The 19,358-nt window shown below is 66.8% G+C and carries 17 protein-coding genes and 5 pseudogenes; 17 read left to right on the forward strand and 5 right to left on the reverse strand.

What is annotated here, in order from left to right; translation table 11 throughout:
• Positions 1–116 precede the first annotated feature (116 nt).
• A complete protein-coding gene (gene sufB, locus AC0IX7_RS11470; protein ID WP_471811982.1) occupies positions 117–1,607 on the reverse strand; it encodes a Fe-S cluster assembly protein SufB in 1,491 nt (496 codons plus the stop codon).
• Positions 1,607–2,125: an SUF system Fe-S cluster assembly regulator gene (locus AC0IX7_RS11475; protein WP_471811984.1), complete on the reverse strand. Its 519-nt coding sequence runs from the start codon at positions 2,123–2,125 to the stop codon at positions 1,607–1,609. The genes sufB and AC0IX7_RS11475 overlap by 1 nt, the downstream gene beginning before the upstream one ends.
• Positions 2,126–2,417: 292 nt before the next feature.
• On the opposite strand from AC0IX7_RS11475, the pseudogene AC0IX7_RS11480 reads away from it, so the two are divergent.
• The 6 genes and pseudogenes from AC0IX7_RS11480 (at position 2,418) to AC0IX7_RS11505 (ending at position 7,304) form a co-directional block, all read left to right on the forward strand.
• A pseudogene (locus AC0IX7_RS11480) lies at positions 2,418–3,444 on the forward strand (quinone-dependent dihydroorotate dehydrogenase).
• A 327-nt stretch (positions 3,445–3,771) separates the two neighbouring features.
• A pseudogene (locus tag AC0IX7_RS11485) lies at positions 3,772–3,828 on the forward strand (hypothetical protein); the annotation flags it as partial.
• 76 nt (positions 3,829–3,904) lie between these two features.
• Positions 3,905–4,108, forward strand: coding sequence for a gamma-glutamyltransferase (locus AC0IX7_RS11490; protein WP_471813855.1), 204 nt, complete (start codon positions 3,905–3,907; stop codon positions 4,106–4,108).
• A pseudogene (locus AC0IX7_RS11495) lies at positions 4,030–4,602 on the forward strand (gamma-glutamyltransferase); the annotation flags it as partial. The gene AC0IX7_RS11490 and the pseudogene AC0IX7_RS11495, both read left to right, overlap by 79 nt.
• 134 nt (positions 4,603–4,736) lie before the next feature.
• Entirely contained in the window at positions 4,737–5,327 is a 591-nt protein-coding gene (locus tag AC0IX7_RS11500) for a gamma-glutamyltransferase (protein ID WP_471813857.1), read from the forward strand.
• A 190-nt stretch (positions 5,328–5,517) separates the two neighbouring features.
• Positions 5,518–7,304, forward strand: a pseudogene (locus AC0IX7_RS11505) (AMP-dependent synthetase/ligase).
• 61 nt (positions 7,305–7,365) lie between these two features.
• Here the strand turns inward: AC0IX7_RS11505 and AC0IX7_RS11510 are convergent.
• The 3 genes from AC0IX7_RS11510 to AC0IX7_RS11520 all read right to left on the reverse strand — a co-directional run bounded on the left by AC0IX7_RS11510 (position 7,366) and on the right by AC0IX7_RS11520 (position 10,722).
• Positions 7,366–7,686: an endonuclease domain-containing protein gene (locus tag AC0IX7_RS11510; protein WP_471811985.1), complete on the reverse strand. Its 321-nt coding sequence runs from the start codon at positions 7,684–7,686 to the stop codon at positions 7,366–7,368.
• Positions 7,687–7,789: 103 nt separating this feature from the next.
• On the reverse strand, positions 7,790–8,743 hold the full coding sequence (locus AC0IX7_RS11515) for a M16 family metallopeptidase (RefSeq protein WP_471811986.1): 954 nt from the start codon (positions 8,741–8,743) through the stop codon (positions 7,790–7,792).
• Entirely contained in the window at positions 8,743–10,722 is a 1,980-nt protein-coding gene (locus AC0IX7_RS11520) for a M16 family metallopeptidase (RefSeq protein ID WP_471811987.1), read from the reverse strand. Before AC0IX7_RS11520 ends, AC0IX7_RS11515 begins: the two co-directional genes overlap by 1 nt.
• 533 nt (positions 10,723–11,255) lie before the next feature.
• On the opposite strand from AC0IX7_RS11520, the gene AC0IX7_RS11525 reads away from it, so the two are divergent.
• From AC0IX7_RS11525 to AC0IX7_RS11575, 11 genes and pseudogenes are all read left to right on the forward strand, one after another.
• Positions 11,256–11,732 (forward strand): aspartyl/asparaginyl beta-hydroxylase domain-containing protein, encoded by a 477-nt coding sequence (locus tag AC0IX7_RS11525; RefSeq protein ID WP_471813858.1) that lies wholly within the window; start codon positions 11,256–11,258, stop codon positions 11,730–11,732.
• A gap of 248 nt (positions 11,733–11,980) precedes the next feature.
• Positions 11,981–12,553, forward strand: a complete 573-nt coding sequence (locus AC0IX7_RS11530) for a NifU family protein (protein WP_187504735.1) — start codon at positions 11,981–11,983, stop codon at positions 12,551–12,553.
• Complete coding sequence (locus AC0IX7_RS11535; RefSeq protein ID WP_471811989.1) at positions 12,553–13,146, forward strand: malonic semialdehyde reductase; 594 nt, start codon at positions 12,553–12,555, stop codon at positions 13,144–13,146. The genes AC0IX7_RS11530 and AC0IX7_RS11535 overlap by 1 nt, the downstream gene beginning before the upstream one ends.
• 122 nt (positions 13,147–13,268) lie before the next feature.
• Positions 13,269–13,886 carry a tRNA (adenosine(37)-N6)-threonylcarbamoyltransferase complex dimerization subunit type 1 TsaB gene (gene tsaB, locus AC0IX7_RS11540; RefSeq protein WP_471811991.1) on the forward strand — a complete coding sequence of 206 codons (618 nt, stop codon included), beginning with the start codon at positions 13,269–13,271 and terminating at the stop codon, positions 13,884–13,886.
• Complete coding sequence (locus tag AC0IX7_RS11545) at positions 13,886–14,374, forward strand: GNAT family N-acetyltransferase (protein ID WP_471811993.1); 489 nt, start codon at positions 13,886–13,888, stop codon at positions 14,372–14,374. The genes tsaB and AC0IX7_RS11545 overlap by 1 nt, the downstream gene beginning before the upstream one ends.
• Before the next feature lie 74 nt (positions 14,375–14,448).
• The gene (locus AC0IX7_RS11550; RefSeq protein WP_471811995.1) at positions 14,449–14,871 is read left to right on the forward strand and encodes a Fur family transcriptional regulator; all 423 of its coding nucleotides are present in this window, start codon (positions 14,449–14,451) and stop codon (positions 14,869–14,871) included.
• Positions 14,872–14,911: 40 nt separating this feature from the next.
• Entirely contained in the window at positions 14,912–15,376 is a 465-nt protein-coding gene (locus AC0IX7_RS11555; RefSeq protein WP_471811996.1) for a lysophospholipid acyltransferase family protein, read from the forward strand.
• 548 nt (positions 15,377–15,924) lie between these two features.
• Entirely contained in the window at positions 15,925–17,238 is a 1,314-nt protein-coding gene (gene miaB, locus AC0IX7_RS11560) for a tRNA (N6-isopentenyl adenosine(37)-C2)-methylthiotransferase MiaB (RefSeq protein ID WP_471811998.1), read from the forward strand.
• Between the two features lie 416 nt (positions 17,239–17,654).
• Positions 17,655–18,656: pseudogene (locus tag AC0IX7_RS11565) on the forward strand (PhoH family protein).
• Between the two features lie 49 nt (positions 18,657–18,705).
• The gene (locus AC0IX7_RS11570; RefSeq protein WP_471812000.1) at positions 18,706–18,963 is read left to right on the forward strand and encodes a type II toxin-antitoxin system VapB family antitoxin; all 258 of its coding nucleotides are present in this window, start codon (positions 18,706–18,708) and stop codon (positions 18,961–18,963) included.
• A gap of 69 nt (positions 18,964–19,032) precedes the next feature.
• Positions 19,033–19,356 (forward strand): type II toxin-antitoxin system VapC family toxin, encoded by a 324-nt coding sequence (locus AC0IX7_RS11575; protein ID WP_471812002.1) that lies wholly within the window; start codon positions 19,033–19,035, stop codon positions 19,354–19,356.
• The last annotated feature ends 2 nt before the right edge of the window (positions 19,357–19,358 follow it).

Raw genomic sequence — 19,358 nt, forward strand, 5'->3', positions numbered from 1 at the left:
AGGCGCTGACTACGCCAACCCTACCCCGTCATTCCCGCGAAGGCGGAATCCACCCATCCGCATGCGCGAAAGGCGAAGTGGATTCCCGCCTGCGCGGGAATGACGGAACGAGGGGATCACCCCACGGAGCCTTCCAGCGAAATTCCCAGCAGCTTCTGCGCTTCCACCGCGAACTCCATAGGCAGCTGCTGCAGCACCTCGCGCGCGAAGCCGTTGACGATCAGCGCGACCGCCGCCTCCTGGTCCAACCCGCGCGACATCGCGTAGAACAGCTGGTCCTCGGAGATCTTCGACGTCGTCGCCTCATGCTCGATCTGCGCGGACGGGTTGCGGACCTCGATATACGGCACGGTATGCGCGCCGCACTGGTCGCCGAGCAACAGGCTGTCGCACTGCGTGAAATTCCGCACGCCCTCCGCGGTCGGCGCGACGCGCACCAGTCCGCGGTACGTGTTGTCCGAACGCCCCGCCGAAATTCCCTTCGACACGATCGTGGATCGCGTGTTCTTCCCGAGGTGGATCATCTTCGTGCCGGTATCGGCCTGCTGGCGATTGTTCGTCACCGCGACCGAATAGAACTCGCCGACCGAGCCATCGCCGAGCAGCACGCACGACGGGTATTTCCACGTAATCGCACTGCCGGTCTCGACCTGGGTCCAGCTGACCTTCGAGTTCTTGCCCTGGCACAATGCGCGCTTCGTGACGAAGTTGTAGATCCCGCCGACGCCGTTCTCGTCGCCCGGATACCAGTTCTGCACGGTCGAATATTTGATCTCGGCATCGTCGAGCACGACGAGTTCGACCACCGCCGCATGCAGCTGGTTCTCGTCGCGCATCGGCGCGGTGCAGCCTTCGAGATACGAGACGTACGAACCCTTGTCGGCGACGATCAGCGTACGTTCGAACTGCCCGGTATTCTCGGCGTTGATACGGAAGTACGTCGACAGCTCCATCGGGCAGCGGACGCCCTCCGGGATGTAGACGAACGTGCCGTCGGAGAAGACCGCCGAATTCAGCGTCGCGAAGTAATTGTCACGCTGCGGCACGACCTTGCCAAGCCACTTCCGGACGAGCTCGGGATATTCCTTGATCGCCTCGGAGATCGAGCGGAAGATCACGCCCGCGGCCTCGAGCTCCTTGCGGAACGTGGTCGCGACCGAGACGCTGTCGAACACCGCATCCACCGCGACGCGGCGCTTCGGGTTGCCGTCCGCGTCGAGCGGATCCTCGACCACGCCCGCCAGCATCTTCTGCTCGCCGATCGGAATGCCGAGCTTCTCGTAGACGCGCAGGATCTCGGGATCGACCTCGTCGAGCGACCCGAGTTTCGGCTTGGCCTTGGGCTCCGCGTAATAATACGCGTCCTGGTAATCGATCGGCGGGACGTTGAGCTTCGACCAGTCGGGCGCCTCCATCGTCTGCCACAACGCGAACGCCTTCAGCCGCCAGTCGAGCATCCACTGCGGCTCGCCCTTCTTGGCGGAAATGAAGCGCACCGTGTCTTCCGACAGACCTTTCGGCGCGAATTCCTGTTCGATGTCCGAGGAGAAGCCCCACTCGTACGTCTTGTTCGCGGCGGCATATGCCTCTGCGTTCCGGGTAGCCATTACGCTAGAACTCCTCCCCGGCGCAGGCCGGGGTCCAATTGGGTAGGTTGATGTAATTGCGCGCGATCTTCAGCCAATGCGCCGTCCCCAATTGGGCCCCGGCCTTCGCCGGGGTGGGTCGCCAGCGTGGCGAGCGACACACCGGCGAGCGCACCGCGAACCGCGCCGTTGACGGCGTTCCAGTGCGGCTTCACGCGGCAGCTCTGGTCGATGCAGCAATCCTGCGATGCGCCATCGACGCATGCGGTCAGCGCGATCGGCCCCTCGACCGCCTCGATGATGTCGGCGAGCGAGATCATCGCGGGCGGACGCGACAGGCGAAAGCCGCCGCCGGTGCCGCGCGTGCTCTCGATCAGGCCCGCGGCGGACAGCCGGCTCACCAGCTTCTGCACGGTCGGCAGCGGCACGCCGGTTTCTTCGGCGAGCAGCGTCGCGTTCAGCCGCGCGATACCGCCGCAATGACGCGCTGCGGCGCTCATCATCACGACTGCATAGTCGGCTAGGCTGGATAGACGCATGGTGGCTTCGGAGTCCAATCGGACCGATATGATCCGATTGGTCAAATGGGCTTTGTGCAGTGCATCGTCAACCCGGCGAGCGGTGCTAACGACTCGCAACTGGAAGCGGGTTTTATGCCTTGCGCACGACCCGAAAGCTTGACTTCCCCCTCCCTGGAAGGGAGGGGTCGAGGTGGGTCGGCTGCTGATGCGAGGGCACGCCAACCAACGGACCAACCCACCCCAGCCCCTCCCTTCCAGGGAGGGAGCAAGAATGAACCTTCCCGACCGATGGAGGGAGCAAGGATGAGCAATGGCCTTCTACCACCCGATCCTGTTCCGCCTCGACGCCGAGCGCGCGCATAGCCTGACCATCGCCGCGCTCGCCGCATGGGGCCGCGCCGGCACGCCCCTAGCTCCGAACGTACCGCGGCTCGCGACGACGGTTGCGGGGATCACCTTCCCCAATCCGGTCGGCCTCGCGGCAGGCGTCGACAAGGACGGCCGCGCGATCGACGGCTTCTTCGGGCTCGGGCTCGGCAGCGTCGAGATCGGCACGCTCACCCGCTCGCGCAGCCAGGCAACCCGAAGCCCCGCATCTTCCGCCTCCCCGAAGACCGCGCCGTCATCAACCGCCTCGGCTTCAACAATGGCGGCGTCGATGGCGCGCTTCCCCGCGCGCAGAGCGCAAGGCGCAACGGCATCCTCGGCATCAACGTCGGCGCGAACAAGGACGCCACCGACCGCACCGCCGACTATGTCCACGGCGTCACCCGCGCCGCGCCGCACGCCGACTACATCACGATCAACATCAGCTCTCCCAACACCCCCGGCCTGCGCGATCTCCAGCACGGCGCAGCGTTGCGCGACCTGCTCGCCGCCTGCACCGCCGCCAAGGGCACCACGCCGATCTTCCTCAAGGTCGCGCCCGATCTCGACCCCGCCGACATCGACGACATCGCCCGAGCAGCCCTCGACAACCGCATCGACGCGCTGATCGTCAACAACACGACCATCTCCCGCCCCGGCCTGCGCTCGGCCAATGCGAAGGAAACCGGCGGCCTGTCCGGTGCGCCCCTCGCCCCCTGGCCCGCCAACGCCTCGCCGATTTCCGCAAGGCAACGGGTGCCGCGATACCCCTGATCTCGGTCGGCGGCGTCGACAGCGGCGCGGAGGCCTATGCCCGCCTCCGCGCCGGCGCGAGCCTCGTCCAGCTGTATACCGCTTTGGTGTACGAAGGCCCCGGCCTCCCCGCCCGCATCCTCCGCGAACTGGACGCGCTACTGACCCGCGACGGCTTTGCCTCCGTCGCCGACGCGGTGCATGTCGACGCTCGCTAACCCTCCCGTCATCCCAGCGAAAGCTGGGATCCAGAGCCACGGACGTCGCCCTGTGTTGCTCTGGACCCTGGGTCGAGCCCAGGATGACGGACGTTTGGGGCTAACGGCTTGCCTCATACCCCAACCGCGCTACGCTCCCCCGCGATGAAGACCTCCCTCCTAGCGCTCGCCCTCCTCGTCCCCACCGCCACCGCAGAGGCGCGCCAACCCACCCCCGCCCCGGCCAATGACCAAGGCATGGTCAGCGCCGCCGACCCCCGCGCAGCCGCCGCCGGCGTCGAGATCCTCCGCGCGGGCGGCAGCGCCACCGACGCCGCAATCGCCACGATGCTCGCGCTCAACGTCGTCGAACCGCAAAGCTCCGGCATCGGCGGCGGCAGCTTCTGGGTCTCGCACGCCGCGGGCGGCGCACTCAGCACGATCGACGCGCGCGAAGAGGCTCCGCCGCCGCCGACGCCCGCTGGTTCTACGCCCCGACGGCACACCACTAAGCCACAGGGATGCGGTTCCCGGCGGCCGCAGCGTCGGCATCCCCGGCGCACTTCGCGGCATGGCGCTCGCACACCGTGCCTCGGGCAAGCTGCCCTGGGCGCAACTCTTCGCCCCAGCGATCCGGCTCGCCACCAACGGCTTCCAGGCCACCCCCGCCTCGTCAACGGCATGAAGTCCTACGGCGACCACGTCACGCCCGAGACCCGCGCGCTCTTCTCCGCCCCCGATGGCTCGCCGGTCGCGATCGGCGCGACGATCAAGAACCCGCAACAAGCCGCCCTCCTCCAGCGCATCGCTCGCCAAGGCCCCGACAGCTTCTACGTCGGCCCGCAGGCGCAGAAGATCGTCACCGCAGTCAACACAGCCGCGCGCAATCCGTCGAAGATGACGCTCGGCGATCTCGCCAGCTACGATGCCAAGAACCGCCCGCCGGTCTGCGTCAAATACCGCGTCTACCGCGTCTGCGGCATGGGCCCGCCCTCGTCCGGCGGCGTCACCGTGCTGATGATCCTGAAGCAGCTCGAACGCTTCGACATGGCAAAGCTCGGCAAGGACAACCCCCAGGCCTGGCACCTGTTCGCCGAATCCTCGCGTCTCGCCTATGCCGACCGCGACCTCTATGTCGGCGACCCCGATTTCGTCCGCGTGCCGGTACAGGGCATGCTCGACGCGAAGTACCTCGCGTCGCGCTCGGCCCTGATCTCCCCCACCACGACGATGGCGGGCGTCGCGCCCGGCACGCCCCCGGCGCCCCCGCCCGCACCCGCGCCCCGGTCAGCGAAGTCGCCGGCACCACCGACATCGCCACGGTCGACGCTAACGGCAACGTCGTCGAAGTCACGACCACCGTCGAGGGCTATTTCGGCTCCGGCATCACGGTCGACGGCACCGTCCTCAACAACCAGCTCACCGACTTCGACATCGTGCCCGAGAAGGACGGCGCGCTCGTCGCCAACCGCGTCGAGGGCGGCAAGCGTCCGCGCAGCTCCATGTCGCCGACGATCGTCTACGGCCCCGACGGGAAAGTCCGGCTCGCGGTCGGCGCGGCGGGCGGCTCGACGATCATAGCGCAGGTGGCCAAGGCGATCATCGGCGTGGTCGACTGGAAACTGTCCGCGCAGGACTCGATCGCGCTCGGGCTGCTCTACGCCCCCGGCCACGTCGCCGCGGCGGAAAAGGGCACGCAGATCGAGGCGATGATCCCCGCTCTGGAGGCGCTCGGCGAGACAGTGCGAGTCAAACCGCTCGGCCTGAAGGCAAACGCGATCGAACGCGTCGCCGGCAAATGGGTCGGCGCGGCAGACCCGCGCAGCGAAGGCGTCGCGATGAGCCAGGACGGCACCGTCACCCGGATCCAGCGCGTCGGCGCCCTCCAGCGCGCGCCGGAGTAGGACTCTCCGTCACCCCGGACTTGTTCCGGGGTCCACGGTCCCGCATCATCCAAGGCCTAAGAGTGCGCGGAACGGTGGATGCCGGAACAAGCCCGGCATGACGGGGAGATTCAACGCGGTATAGCTCGCTGCAAAGCCGTCATAAGACCAGCCGCATGAATGCCGGTCACAGAGCAGTTCAGGAGAGACAATGGCCCGCCAGCTCGAACGATTCCCGAACCTCGTCACGATGTTCTTCACACGCGCCGCGGAGAAAGGCGACGCGCCGTTCCTCTGGACCAAGACGAGCGGCACGTGGGTCGCCACGAGCTGGGCCGACGCCGCGCGGCAAGTCGCGAGCCTAGCCACCGCCCTCACCGCGATCGGCCTGAAGCGCGGCGACCGCGTCATGCTGGTCAGCGAGAACCGCCCCGAATGGTGCCTCAGCGACCTCGCGATCATGGCGGCGGGGTGCATCACCGTGCCGACCTACGTCACCAACACCGAACGCGATCACCTCCACATCATCGAGAACGCCGGCGCCTGCGCGATCATCGTCTCGACCGCGAAGCTCGCTAAGACGGTGCTCCCCGCGGTGATCCGGTCGAACCAGGCGCAGACCGTCATCGGGCTCGAGGACATGAAGGTCCCCGCGTCGATCGACTTCCACAACTGGCACGCGCTGATCGCCGCGCACCAGACCGCGCCCGCCGCCGCCGCGGCCCGCGCCGACTTCGCCCGCGAAGACCTCGCCTGCATCATCTACACCTCGGGCACCGGCGGCGCGCCGCGCGGCGTCATGCAGCACCACGGCGCGATCCTCCACAATTGCGCCGGCTGCGCGAGCGTGATCTCGGAGGATTTCGGCTGGGACAACGAGGTGTTCCTGTCGTTCCTGCCGCTCAGCCACGCCTACGAACACACCGGCGGCCAGCACTTCCCGATCTCGCTCGGCGGCCAGATCTATTACGCGGAAGGCCTCGAAAAGCTCGCCGCCAACATCGAGGAGACGCGCCCGACGATCATGTTCGTCGTCCCCCGCCTGTTCGAAGTCCTCCGCACGCGCATTTCAAAGACGATCGAGAAACAAGGCGGCGCGTCGGCGTATCTCCTCGCCCGCGCGCTCGACATCGGCGGCAAGCGCTACGCCGGCCGCCTCCGCCTGATCGACCGCCCTATGCAGGCCGCCGTCGCCACGCTCTTTAAACCGAAGATCTCGAAGAAGTTCGGTGGCCGGTTGAAAGCGATGATCTCGGGGGCGCCCCGCTAAACCCCGAAGTCGGCCTGTTCTTCGAGTCGCTCGGGCTCACCTTCCTGCAAGGCTATGGCCAGACCGAAGCGGCCCCCGTCATATCCTGCAACCGCCCCAAGGCCGGCGTCCGCATGGACTCGGTCGGCCCGGCGCTCAACGACACCGAGGTCCGCATCGCCGAGGACGGTGAAATCCTGGTCCGCGGCGAACTCGTCATGCACGGCTATTGGCGCAACGACGCCGAAACCGCGAAGGTCCTCAAGGACGGCTGGCTCCACACCGGCGACATCGGCGAGATCGACGACCGCGGCCGGATCCGCATCACCGACCGCAAGAAAGACCTGATCATCAACGACAAGGGCGAGAACGTCGCCCCGCAAAAGGTCGAGGGCATGCTGACGCTCCAGCCCGAGATCGCGCAGGCGATGATCGCCGGCGACAAGCGCCCGTACATGGTCGCGCTGGTCGTCCCCGATCCGGAATGGACGCAGGAATGGTGCGCAGGCAACGGCGACGCCTGCAGCTTCGCCCGGCTGGCCGAAAACAGCGAGTTCCGCACCGCAATCGGCCACGCGATCGAGCGAGTGAACAAGGACCTGACGGTGACAGAGCGCATCCGAAGGTTCGTACTCGCGGACGGCCCCTTCACAATCGAGAACGAGCAACTGACCCCGAGCCTCAAGATCCGCCGCCATGTGCTCAGGCAGGTCTACGGCGAAAGGCTGGACGGCTTGTATAAGAGCTGAGCTAAGCCACCGTATCCAATCTGCACCCCTCCCTGAAAGGGAGGGGCCGAGGGTGGGTAGGCTAGCGAGTGGCGCCGACCTCCGCCACGATCGCTTCGGCGACGCCATCCGGATTCCCCACGACGTCGGAATTCCAGAACCGGATTACGCGCCACCCCAGCCCTTCGAGAAACGCAGTTCGCCGCAAATCATAATCTGACTCGATATGCTGGCTCCCATCGAACTCGATCGCAAGCTTCACGCTACGACAGGCAAGATCGACGATGCAGCGGCCGACCACAAGCTGGCGCGTGAACCGCGGACGGAAGCCTGAAACTCGATGCCAGATCAGCCGCTCAGCTTCAGTCGCCTGTGTCCGCAGACTGCGCGCCCGGTTAGTCATCAAAGGCACGACGCGAGCCATACTCAGGATGCTGGGCCATCATAATACGGACGGCAACCCACTTCGGCCCCTCCCTTTCAGGGAGGGGTGAAGGATGGGCGGATTACTTGGCTGGCTTCTTCGCCGCAGCCGGCACGACCGCCATCGTCCAGTCCTTCTCCGGCCGCAGATACTTCGCCGCCGTCGCCTGCAACTCCACCGGCGTGGTGGCCACCAGGTCCGAAGCGATCCGCTGCGTCGCCGCGATCCGGCGCGGGTCGAAGGTCGCCCCGCCGAGCTGCTGCAACCAGAACTGGTTCCCGGTCGAGGCGCGCAGGATATACTGCCCCATCGGCTTCTTGATCCGGTCCAGCTCGTCCGGCGCGATCGGCGTCGACACCAGTTCGGCCGCGATCTGCCGCGCGATCTGGAAGAAGAACGACACCTTGTCCGGCGCGACTTGGCCTATCGCGACCATCCGCCCGCCGGTGTTCATCCCCACCGGCCACTGGCTCGACACGTTCGGGCTGTAGCTCGCCCCCGCCGCCTGCCGCAGCCGCTCGAACAACCGATCGCTGAACACCTGCGCCAGCACGTCGAGACGCCGCGCCTCGACGATATTGTCGATCCCACCACCCGTCGGCCAGGCGATCACCGCCGCCGCCTGGTTCTCAGGCCCGGTATGCGCGCGCATCACCGGCGTCGCGTTGTGCGCGGGGAAACCGACCGGTGCGCCGACCTTCGACACCGCCGTGCGCGGCTTCATCGCCCCGAACGACTTGGCGACCGCGGCGATCGCATCCTCGGTCTTCACGTCGCCGAAGATCGAGACCTCGATCGGCCCGGTCTTCAGGATCGGCTCCCAGAACGCGCGGAAGTCCTTCGCGTTGAGCGCTTCGACCGTCTCCTTCGACGGCGTCCCCCAGCGCGGATCGCCCGCGCGCAGCAAACCCTCGAGGTCGCGCGACAACACGCCATCCGGCGAAGAGTCATACCCGGCAAACCCGGCCAGCGCAGCGACCCGCGCACGCGCCACCGGCGCCGGATCCCAGGCCGGGAACGCGAGTTTTGCCGCCATCAACCGCAACTGGTCCGAATAATCCGCCGGCGAGGTGATCGCGCCCAGCGTGAACGCATCGTCGTCGATCCCGAAGTCGAGACCGATCCGCCGGCCCGCGGTAAGCTGGTCGAGATCGCCCTGGTCGAGCTTGCCGATGCCCCCGCGACCAGCGCGAGATCGCCCGCCCAGGCCGGCGTCGGCCGGTTCGACGGGATCGCGGTATAGCCGCCGCCGAACCGCACGCGCACATACACGCGCCCGGTCTCGCCCGCGTTCGGGAACAGCAGCACGCGCGTCCCGTTGGCGAAGTTCACCTGCTCCATGTCGAACGCGGCGATCTTCTCGCGGCTGGCCACGACGCCCGGCTTGCCGAGCGACGGCAGCTTCGAGAAATCGACCGCAGCCTGCGCACGACGCTTGCCGGCCAGGCCCGAAACATCCGCCTTCAGTGCGGTCGCCAGCTTGTTCGCAGCTCCCGCATCGGGGGTCTGCGTGTTCACCAGAGCGCGGGTCGCGGTCCCCTCGAAGATCGCCTTGCTCGACGCGAGCAGCGTGGCGGGCGTGAACATGCCCTTCGCCTTGGCGTCCTGCAAAATCTTGTACGACGTTTCCGGCCCGGCCACCGTCTCGCGGATGTCGAGCGCGCCGACCATGTCGTCCGCCTGCTTGGCGCCCGCCTCGACCCGCGCGGTCTCGACGCTGGTCCGCATGATCGTGTCGAAATCGGCATATTCGCGGTCGACCTCGGCTTGGCTCGGCGCGTTGGTCTGCGCGTCGGCGATCACCGCGCGGACGTCCTTCAACGCCGCTTCCCAGTCGGTGCCGATCGGCACGATGTTGACGCTGGTCAGGTTCGCCGAGCGCGACACGTCGTCGATCGACACGCCGGCCTGGAGGAAACTGCCGCCAGCCCGCGCCCGCGTCTCCAGCCGCCGGCTGATCAGCCGGGTGGCCAGCACGTCGACCAGCCGCTTCTGGTTCATGATCGCGGTATCGTCCTTATACTCCCAGGGCCGCACCACGCCGAGCGTCACCACCGCCGGGATCGCCGGCTCGGCGATCGTCGCGGAGACCGGCGCCTTCGGATCGGGCTTGCCGAAATCGGGCGCGGGCGTGACCGGGCCGATGCCCTTCCAGTCCGCGAAATTCTTGACGATCAACCGCCCGAACAGCGCCGGGTCCATGTCGCCCGAGATGATGACGACGGTATTCTCCGGCCGATACCAGCGATCGTGGAATGCCTTCACGGTGGCGCCGGTCGCGGCCTCCAGCGTCTTGATGTTGCCGATCGGCGAGCGATCCGCGAGCGGCTGCCCGGCGAAGAACGTCGCGCGGATCGCATCGCCGAAGCGCACCTGCGGCCCCGGCTGCTCGCGCTGTTCCGCCAGCACGATCGGGCGCTCGGCGGCGACCGACGCGTCGGTGATCGTCGGCTTCTCCATCATGCCGGCCATGATCTTCAGGCTCTCGTCGAGCCCCGCCTGGGTCGCCGAGGGAAGATCGAGCTTGAACGTGGTCGAGGTCGGCGTGGTCTGCGCGTTGGTGTCCGAGCCGAAGGTCGCGCCGAACCGCTGCCAGACGCGCTTGGCCTCACCGTCCGGCACGTATTCGGACCCGCGGAACGAGAGATGCTCGATGAAATGCGCGAAACCGCGCTCGCTGTCGGTTTCGTTCAACGAGCCGGCATCGATCCGCACGCGCACCGACACCTGGCCGGGTGGCACGCCGTTCTTGCGCACCGCGAACCGCATGCCGTTGGGCAGCGTGCCGAACTTCCACTCGGGATCGCGGGTGAGGTCGCTGCCCTTGTAGAGCCACGCGGTCGTATCGATTCCCGTCAGCTCGGGAAGCGTCGGCGCTTCTTTGGCGCCCCCTCGGCAACGGTGGAGGCGGCCTGCTGGGTCGCCATCTGGCCGCTCGCCGGGATAGCGAGGCCAAGGATGACGGGGAGCAGGACGGGAGCGCGATACAAGCGCGATAAGGATACCATGACGCATCTGTAGCGTCCCCGCGCGCGCATCGCCAGCGCCGCACAATACACCGCACAATCGAGGGTGGCCGCGCCTGCCATCATTTCGTCCAACACCAGCGGTATATCGTGTCCGAACAAGGGGATCGGCGCGATCGACGCGCCAGGATGCAGGATAGAAATGACGGTCGAAGCCGAACTGGGCCACAAACTGGGGCAGCCTTCATTGTGGCGGGAATCGGGCGGGCCGGCAGTACGCCGCAGCGCCCGTGTGCCCGATCTGAACGTGATCTCGGGCGCCCCGAAACCCGGCGCGCCGATGGTCGCCGAAGCCAACCGCCCGCTGATCATCCGCGTCGGCAAGCATCTGCGCGGCGTGTTCGACCGGATGATCGCCTCGTCCTCGCTGGTCGCCAACGATCCGGTGCTCGACGTCCGCGATTTCGCCTGGACCGCTGGGCTGCGTGAGAACTGGGCCGCGATCCGGGACGAAGCCGTCCATGTCGCGCTGCAAGGCGAGGCATCCCCAGCCTCGCGACGATCTCGCCCGATCACCGCTCGATCGCCGAAGTCGACAAATGGCGCTCGTTCTTCCTCTACGGCTATGGCTATCCGATCGAGGAGAGCCTCACGCGCTGCCCCAATACCGCTGCCGCCGTCGCGCGCATCCCCGGCCTCAACAGCGCGTTTTTCTCGATCCTCGCGCCCGGCACGCACATCCCCGAGCATCGCGGCGTGACCAAGGGCCTCATCACCTGCCACCTCGGCCTGATCGTCCCGCGCGACGGCGACGTCCGCATGCGAGTCCACGACCGCGTGGTGCGCTGGGCGGAAGGCGAAACGCTCGTGTTCGACGACACCTACAACCACGAGGTCTGGAACGACACGAGCGGCACCCGCGTCGTCCTGCTGATCCAGTTCGAACGCCCCTGCGCAACCCCGGCAAGTGGATCGCCGACCTGTTCCTCGGCATCGTCCGCCGCTCCGCCTTCGTCCAGGACGCGGTCCGCAACATCGGCAGCTGGAACGCCGCGGTGAAGGCGATGGACGTCTGAGCCTTTTGCCTTCTAACTCCCCTGCCCCTTCTAGCTCCCCTCCCTGGCAGGGAGGGGCTGGGGGTGGGTCGGCCGCTTGGCGAGCGTGACGACCATCACGAACCCACCCACCCCCAACCCCTCCCTTCACGAGGGAGGGGAGCAAGAAGAATGCCCTCCAACACACCCCCGAAAGAAACCGTTTCCCGTTCCCCGCTTGATCCCTCGCCCCCGCCGGGCCACATGCCCTTCATGCTGATCGAAACGGAATCCACCCCGAACCCCTCGACGTTGAAGTTCCTGCCGGGACGCGCCGTCATGGACGCCGGCACGCGCGACTTCGCCACCCCCGAGGAGGCCGAGACCAGTCCGCTGGCCGAGGCGATCTTCAATCTCGGCGACGTGACCGGCGTGTTCTTCGGCCGCGATTTCGTGTCGGTGACCGCCGCGCCCGGCGTCGCCTGGTCGGACCTGAAGCCCGACGTGCTCGCGATCCTGCTCGATCATTTCTCCGCCGCGATGCCGCTGTTCAAGCCCGCGCGCGCCGGCTTCTCGGTGCCGTCGGACGAGCCCGCGCTGTCGGACGACCCCGCCGATGCCGACATCGTCGCGCAGATCCGCGAACTGATCGACACCCGCGTCCGCCCGGCCGTCGCGAACGACGGTGGCGACATCGTCTATCGCGGCTTCGACAAGGGCAAGGTGTTCCTCCAACTGCAGGGCGCGTGCGCCGGCTGCCCGTCGTCGAGCGCGACGCTGAAGAACGGCATCGAGCAACTGCTGAAATACTACGTCCCCGAAGTCACCGAAGTGAGAGCCGTCTGATGCGCGCGAAACTCGACGATACCGTCCTCGACACCGTCTTCCGCGAAGCCCGGACCTATAATGGCTACACCGACGAGCCGGTCGCCGAGAGCGACCTGCACGCGATCTGGGACCTGATGAAGTGGGGCCCGACTTCGGCCAACCAGCTCCCCGCGCGGCTGATCTGGTGCGTCAGCGACGAGTCGAAGCAGAAGCTGGCGGACGCGTGCAGCGCGCAGAACAAGCCCAAGATCCTGAACGCCCCCGTGTCGGTGATCATCGGCATGGATACCAATTTCCACGAGCACCTGCCCGAGCTGTTCCCGCACGCCGATGCGAAGTCGTGGTTCGACGGCAACGCCGAACTGCGTGAGGCGTCCGCGTTCCGCAACTCGTCGTTGCAGGGTGCGTATTTCATCATCGCCGCGCGGATGCTCGGGCTCGATACCGGGCCGATGTCGGGCTTTGACGCAGGCAAGGTCGATGCGGCGTTCTTTCACGACACGCCGGCGGTGCGGACGAACTTCATCTCGACGCTCGGCCACGGCGATCCCGCGACGATCTACGCCCGCTCGCCCCGCCCCGACTTCGCGAAGTTCAACAGCATCGCGTAACTGGGAGGGACCTGCTCCTCTCCCCTGCGGGGAGAGGGTCGGGGTGAGGGGCAGTTGGGAAGGGCAGCGCTCGCGGCGCCCCTCACCCTGCCCTCTGCCCTGAGGGGAGAGGGTAAGAAGTCATGCGCACCTTAGTCATCGAGACATCCACCACCGCCTGTTCGGTCGCGCTCATCGAGTCCGGCGCCGTCATCGCGCGCGCGCATGACGTGGTCGGCCGCGGCCATGCCGAGCGCCTGATCCCGATGATCGCCGAGCTCCCCGATGGCGGCCGCGCCGACCGCATCGTCGTCGATTGTGGCCCCGGTAGCTTCACGGGCGTCCGCGTCGGCATCGCCGCCGCGCGCGGCCTCGCGCTCGGCTGGGGCGCGGAGATCGCCGGCTTCTCCTCGCTCCCGCTCATCGCCGCCGCCGGATTCGCCGCACGACCAACCCACGATATTGCGGTGATCATGGAAGGCGGGCATGGCGAGGTCTTCATGCAGGCCTTCTCCGCCGATCTGTCGCCGCGATCCGACATGGTATCGCTGAAGCCCGCCGCTGCGCTCGCCGCGCTGGCGGGACGGCGTGCGGTCGGCAACGGCGTCCGCTGGCTTTCTGCGCTGGACGACAGCCTGGATCTTACCGAAGCGCTGCCCGATGCAGCCTCCGCAATCCTGCTCCCCGCGACGCTTACCGGCCTTGCGCCAAGCCCGATCTACGGCCGCGCGCCCGACGCCAAGCCTTCGGTCCCGAAGTAATGGCCACCCGCCAGGTCGCGACCCGCGTGGTCTCCCTCCGCACCGGCGATGCGCGCGATCTCGCGATCGTCGACACGCTGATGACCGAGGCATTCGACCCGCGCTACGGCGAGGCGTGGACGCGCAGCCAGTGCCTCGGCGTTCTCGCGCTCACCGGAGTCCAGCTGACGCTCGCGTTCGTCGACGACTTTCCCGCCGGTTTCACGATGACCCGCACGGTCGCCGACGAAGCCGAACTGCTGCTGATCGCGGTCGCGCCCGACCATCGCCGCCGCGGCGTCGGCACGGCCCTTATCCGCGCGGCGATCGCCGAATGCTCGGTCGGCGCCATCGCGAAACTCCACCTCGAAGTCCGCGCCGGCAACGATGCGGTCAAGATGTACGGCGCACACGGCTTCACCAAGGTCGGCGAACGCCGCGCCTATTACCGCGGCAAGACCGGTGTAGCGTATGACGCACATACATATTCGCGAGTTATCAACGGTTAAGGCTTATTGCGAGTCACTATCCCTTTTCGCAACAGCGCGAACGCCCTACATGGCACTGAACGAGGGAATGACACATGCCGCGCAAGATCGATCTGGAAGCACTCTGCAACGAGAAGGGCCTGCGCATCACCGAGCAGCGCCGCGTCATCGCACGCGTGCTGTCCGAGGCGGATGACCATCCCGACGTCGAGAAGGTCTATGAGCGCGCCTCGCAGATCGACCCCGGCATCTCGATCGCGACGGTGTACCGCACCGTCCGCCTGTTCGAGGAAGCCGGCATCCTCGACCGCCACGATTTCGGCGACGGCCGCGCGCGCTACGAGCCCGCCCTCGAAGCGCATCACGATCATCTGATCGATGTCGAGAGCGGCAAGGTGATCGAATTCGTCGACCCCGAACTCGAGCAGTTGCAGAAGGCGATCGCGGAGAAACTCGGCTTCCGACTGGTCGACCACCGCATGGAACTCTACGGCGTCGCGCTGACCCGCAAGGACTGACGCGATCGGCCGGGTCCGCTTTGGCGCGCGACTGGCGGCGTTGCTGCTTGCGCTGATCGTCGCGCTACCGTTGCATGGAGCGTGGCGGCTGTTCGGGCGGAAGTCGCCTTGGCCGCCGCGGTTCCTGGGGCTGGTCGCGCGGATCGTCGGCGCTCGGGCGCGCGTCGTGGGCACCCTGCTCCGTCATGACGTCGTCTTCGTGTCGAACCATCTGAGCTGGATCGACATCCTGCTCCTCTCCGGTGCGACCGGCAGCGCGTTCGTGGCCAAGTCGGAACTCCGCAGCGCCCCGCTGGTCGGCTGGCTCTGCACGCTGAACCACACAATCTTCGTCAGCCGCGCCGACCGCATGGCCGTAACCGCCCAGATCGCCCAGATCCGCGACGCGCTGGCGGCAGACTGGCCCGTCACCCTCTTCCCCGAAGGCACGACGGGAGACGGCGTTACCCTTCTCCCTTCAAGGCCGCGCTGCTCGCCGCGCTCGACCCGCCCCCGCCGGGCGTAAAGTCCAACCCGTCCGCATCGATTACGGCACCGCGACGAGCGAACTCGCCTGGGTCGGCGACGAGCCCGGCCAGCACCACGCCGCCCGCGTATTGCAACGCAAGGGCAGCTTCGTAGCAACACTGCACTTCGCCGAACCCTTCGACCCAGCAGAATACGGCGACCGAAAAGCCATAGCCGCCGAAGCCCGCCGCCGCATGGAAGCGCTGTAACTCACGAACAAAGAATGTTCCCCCGCGAAGGCGGGGCCCAGTCTGGACTCCCGCCTTCGCGGGAGAACAAGGAAGGGAAGCTCCCCCATCCCCAACACACAAACACCACCCCGGCGAAGGCCGGGGCCCAATTGGGGGACGATGCTGGTGAAGGTCCGTGCTCCGTTACCGCGACCTTTCCAATTGGGCCCCGGCCTTCGCCGGGGTGGTGCCCGATGCCGCGATAGTGCCTGATGCCCAGGGGGTGGCCTGATGCCGGGGAGGTGCCTGATACTGGTTAGTGCCTCCCCAACAACGCCCCCTCCCCCAAGCCCACAAATTTGGTACGGCCCCCAGCATGTCCCCTCCCAAAACCTTCCACGTAAAATCCTTCGGCTGCCAGATGAACGTCTACGACGGCGAGCGCATGGCCGAACTGATGGCCGCCCAGGGCCTCACCCAGGCCGACGCGGTCGACGCCGACGTCGTCGTCCTCAACACATGTCACATCCGCGAGCGCGCCACCGAAAAGGTCTATTCGGACATCGGTCGCCTCCGGAAGGACCAGCGCCGCAAGTCCGGCAAGACCCCGATGATCGCCGTCGCCGGCTGCGTCGCGCAAGCCGAGGGCGAAGAGATCTTCACCCGCGCCAAGGTCGATATCGTCGTCGGCCCGCAAGCCTATCACAACCTCCCCGACCTCGTCGCGAAGGCCGCCGCCGGCACGCCGTCGCTCGACACCGACATGCCGCTATTGTCGAAGTTCGGCGCGCTCCCCCGCCGGAAGGTCGCACCCTCCGCGTTCCTCACCGTGCAGGAAGGCTGCGACAAATTCTGCACCTACTGCGTCGTACCCTACACGAGAGGCGCGGAAATCAGCCGCCCGTTCGCAGCGATCGTCGACGAGGCGAAGGCGCTGGTCGACGCCGGCGCGCGCGAAATCACGCTGCTCGGCCAGAACGTCAACGCGTGGTCCGAAAACGAGCGCGGCCTCCACGACCTGATCCGCGACCTCGACCGCATCCCGGGCCTCGCGCGGATCCGCTACACCACCAGCCACCCCAACGACATGACCCAGGGCCTGATCGACGCGCACCGCGACATCGAGAGCCTGATGCCGTTCCTCCATTTGCCGGTCCAAAGCGGCAGCGACCGCGTGCTGAAGGCGATGAACCGCAGCCACACCCGAGACTCCTACCTCCGCCTGCTCGACCGCGTCCGCGAAGTCCGCCCCGACATCGCGCTGTCGGGCGATTTCATCGTCGGCTTCCCCGGCGAGACCGACGCCGAGTTCGAAGACACGCTGAGCCTGGTCGATGCGGTCGGCTATGCGCAGGCCTACAGCTTCAAATACAGCCCCCGCCCCGGCACCCCCGCGGCGTCGATCGTCGAACAGGTCCCGGAATCGGTCATGGACGAACGCCTCCAGCGCCTCCAGGCCGCGCTCAACCGCGACCAGCACGCCTTCAACGCCGCCACCGTCGGCCGCACCTGCACGGTCCTGCTCGAACGCGCCGGCAAACTCCCCGGTCAGCTGATCGGCAAGTCCCCCTGGCTGCAATCGGTCCACCTGATCGGCAACCACGCGATCGGCGACCTGGTAGAGGTGACGCTCGCGGCAGCCGGCCCGAACTCCCTCACCGGCACCGAACGCATCGCCGAAGCCGCCTGAAAACTATTCTCCCCTGATAGGGAGGTGGCAGCCCGAAGGGCTGACGGAGGGGTGACCGCGCTATCGAAAGGGTATCACCCCTCCGTCTGGCAAGCGCCAGACACCTCCCCTACAGGGAGGATCAGGGAGGGCCTCTCGCTGCCTAGGCCCCAAAACAACACCGGCAGGCCATCAAGCACCCCCCGCGATTTCGCTGTCCTACACCCCGATCCCCTGTCACACTCGCCACCGATGCAGCTTCGCCCACGCGACTCGAATCATCTCTCAGCCAGCGCTCCGGCGCGGCTTGAACGCGTCGCTTGGCGTGCTCATCTCCAATCCGACGACACCGCGATCGCACCGTGCGTTGGCCTAACCCGGCCTAACCTTCTTTGCAAAAGCCCTTCTTTCCAAAAGCCTGTCCCTGAAAGGACCGTATGAGCCGTAAACCCGTTCCCGCCCAGTCCGGTGACCGCGCCCGTGTCGAGCTGCTGTTCGACAAGCCCCAATTGCTCGTCCGGCTCTTCGGCCAGTACGACCAGAACCTGGTAGCGCTCGAGAATCGCCTCGGCGTCTACATCACCGCACGAGGGAACAAGATCGGCCTGGAGGGGACCGCCGAACAGGTCGCCAAGGCCCGCGACGTGCTCCACGATCTCTACGCCCGCATCCAGCGCGGCGAGGACGTCGATACCGGCCTGGTCGATGCGTCGATCGCGATGGCCGACGAGCCCGTGCTCGAAGGCATCATCCGCGCCGATGCCGGCGGCGGCGGCGCCCCCGATCATGATCAGGACGCGCAAGAAGACGATCGTTCCGCGCACCCCGGCGCAGGCGCACTACATGCGCGAACTCGCCAACAACGACATGATCTTCGCACTCGGGCCGGCAGGCACGGGCAAGACCTACGTGGCCGTCGCGCAGGCGGTGCAGCAGCTCATCACCGGCAGCGTCCAGCGCCTCATCCTGTCACGCCCTGCGGTCGAGGCGGGCGAACGTCTCGGCTTCCTCCCCGGCGACATGAAGGAGAAGGTCGATCCCTACCTCCGCCCGCTCTACGACGCGCTCTACGACTGCCTCCCCGCGGAACAGGTCGAACGCCGCATCGCCAGCGGCGAGATCGAGGTCGCCCCGATCGCCTTCATGCGCGGCCGCACCCTCGCCGATGCGTTCGTGATCCTCGACGAGGCGCAGAACACCACCCCGCACAGATGAAGATGTTCCTCACCCGCTTCGGCCAGAACAGCCGCATGGTGATCTGCGGCGATCCCAAGCAGGTCGACATCCCCGGCGGCGTGGCGGCCTCGGGTCTGGCGGACGCCGTCACCCGGCTGGAGGGCGTGGAGAGCATCTCGATGTGCCGCTTCACCGTCGGCGACGTCGTCCGCCACCCGATCGTCGGCCGCGTCGTCGCCGCCTACGAAGGCACGGATGCTTGATGGTGGGGATATCCTGGAGTAGTATCCGGGATATCCCAGGAGCATGACGATGGCGTCTCTTTACATCAAGGATAGCGAAACCGCCGAACTCGCGACCGAGCTTGCAGCGCGCCTGGGTGTAACCAAGACCGAAGTTGTCCGCGACTTGTTGCGCAAGCGTAAGGCGGAGTTGGCGCCGGAAGACCCTGTATCGAGCCTGCGTGAGCGCTTGCGTGCATGGCGCGCGGCTCACCCACTAGGCGAGCCGACAGGGCTTGAGGCCGACAAGGCGTTTTACGATTCGCTGAACGATGAAGACGACGATTGACCATCCTCGTCGATGCCTCTGCCATAGTCGCGATCGTTTACGGCGAGCCGGAAGCTGACTATTTCGCCGATGTCATCGAGATCGCATGACGACCGCTGCTATTGCGCAGTCGGCGCGTGGGAAGCGGCGCAAGCCATCGCAAGGTTAAGGAAGGCAAGCCTTCAGCAAGCGGCCGACGCTATTTCGAGCTTTGCATACGAAGCCGGTCTGCGTCTCGTATCAATCGGCGAGCGTGAAGGCCGGGAAGCGATCATCGCGGCGGCGCGCTACGGCAAAGGGAACCACCCCGCAAAGCTCAACATGGGCGATTGCTTCGCCTATGCCTGCGCAAAGACCAATGGTGCGGAACTTCTCTACAAGGGTAATGATTTCGCCCAAACCGATCTCGCCTGAAG

This window comes from Sphingomonas sp. AC411, from assembly GCF_979253035.1.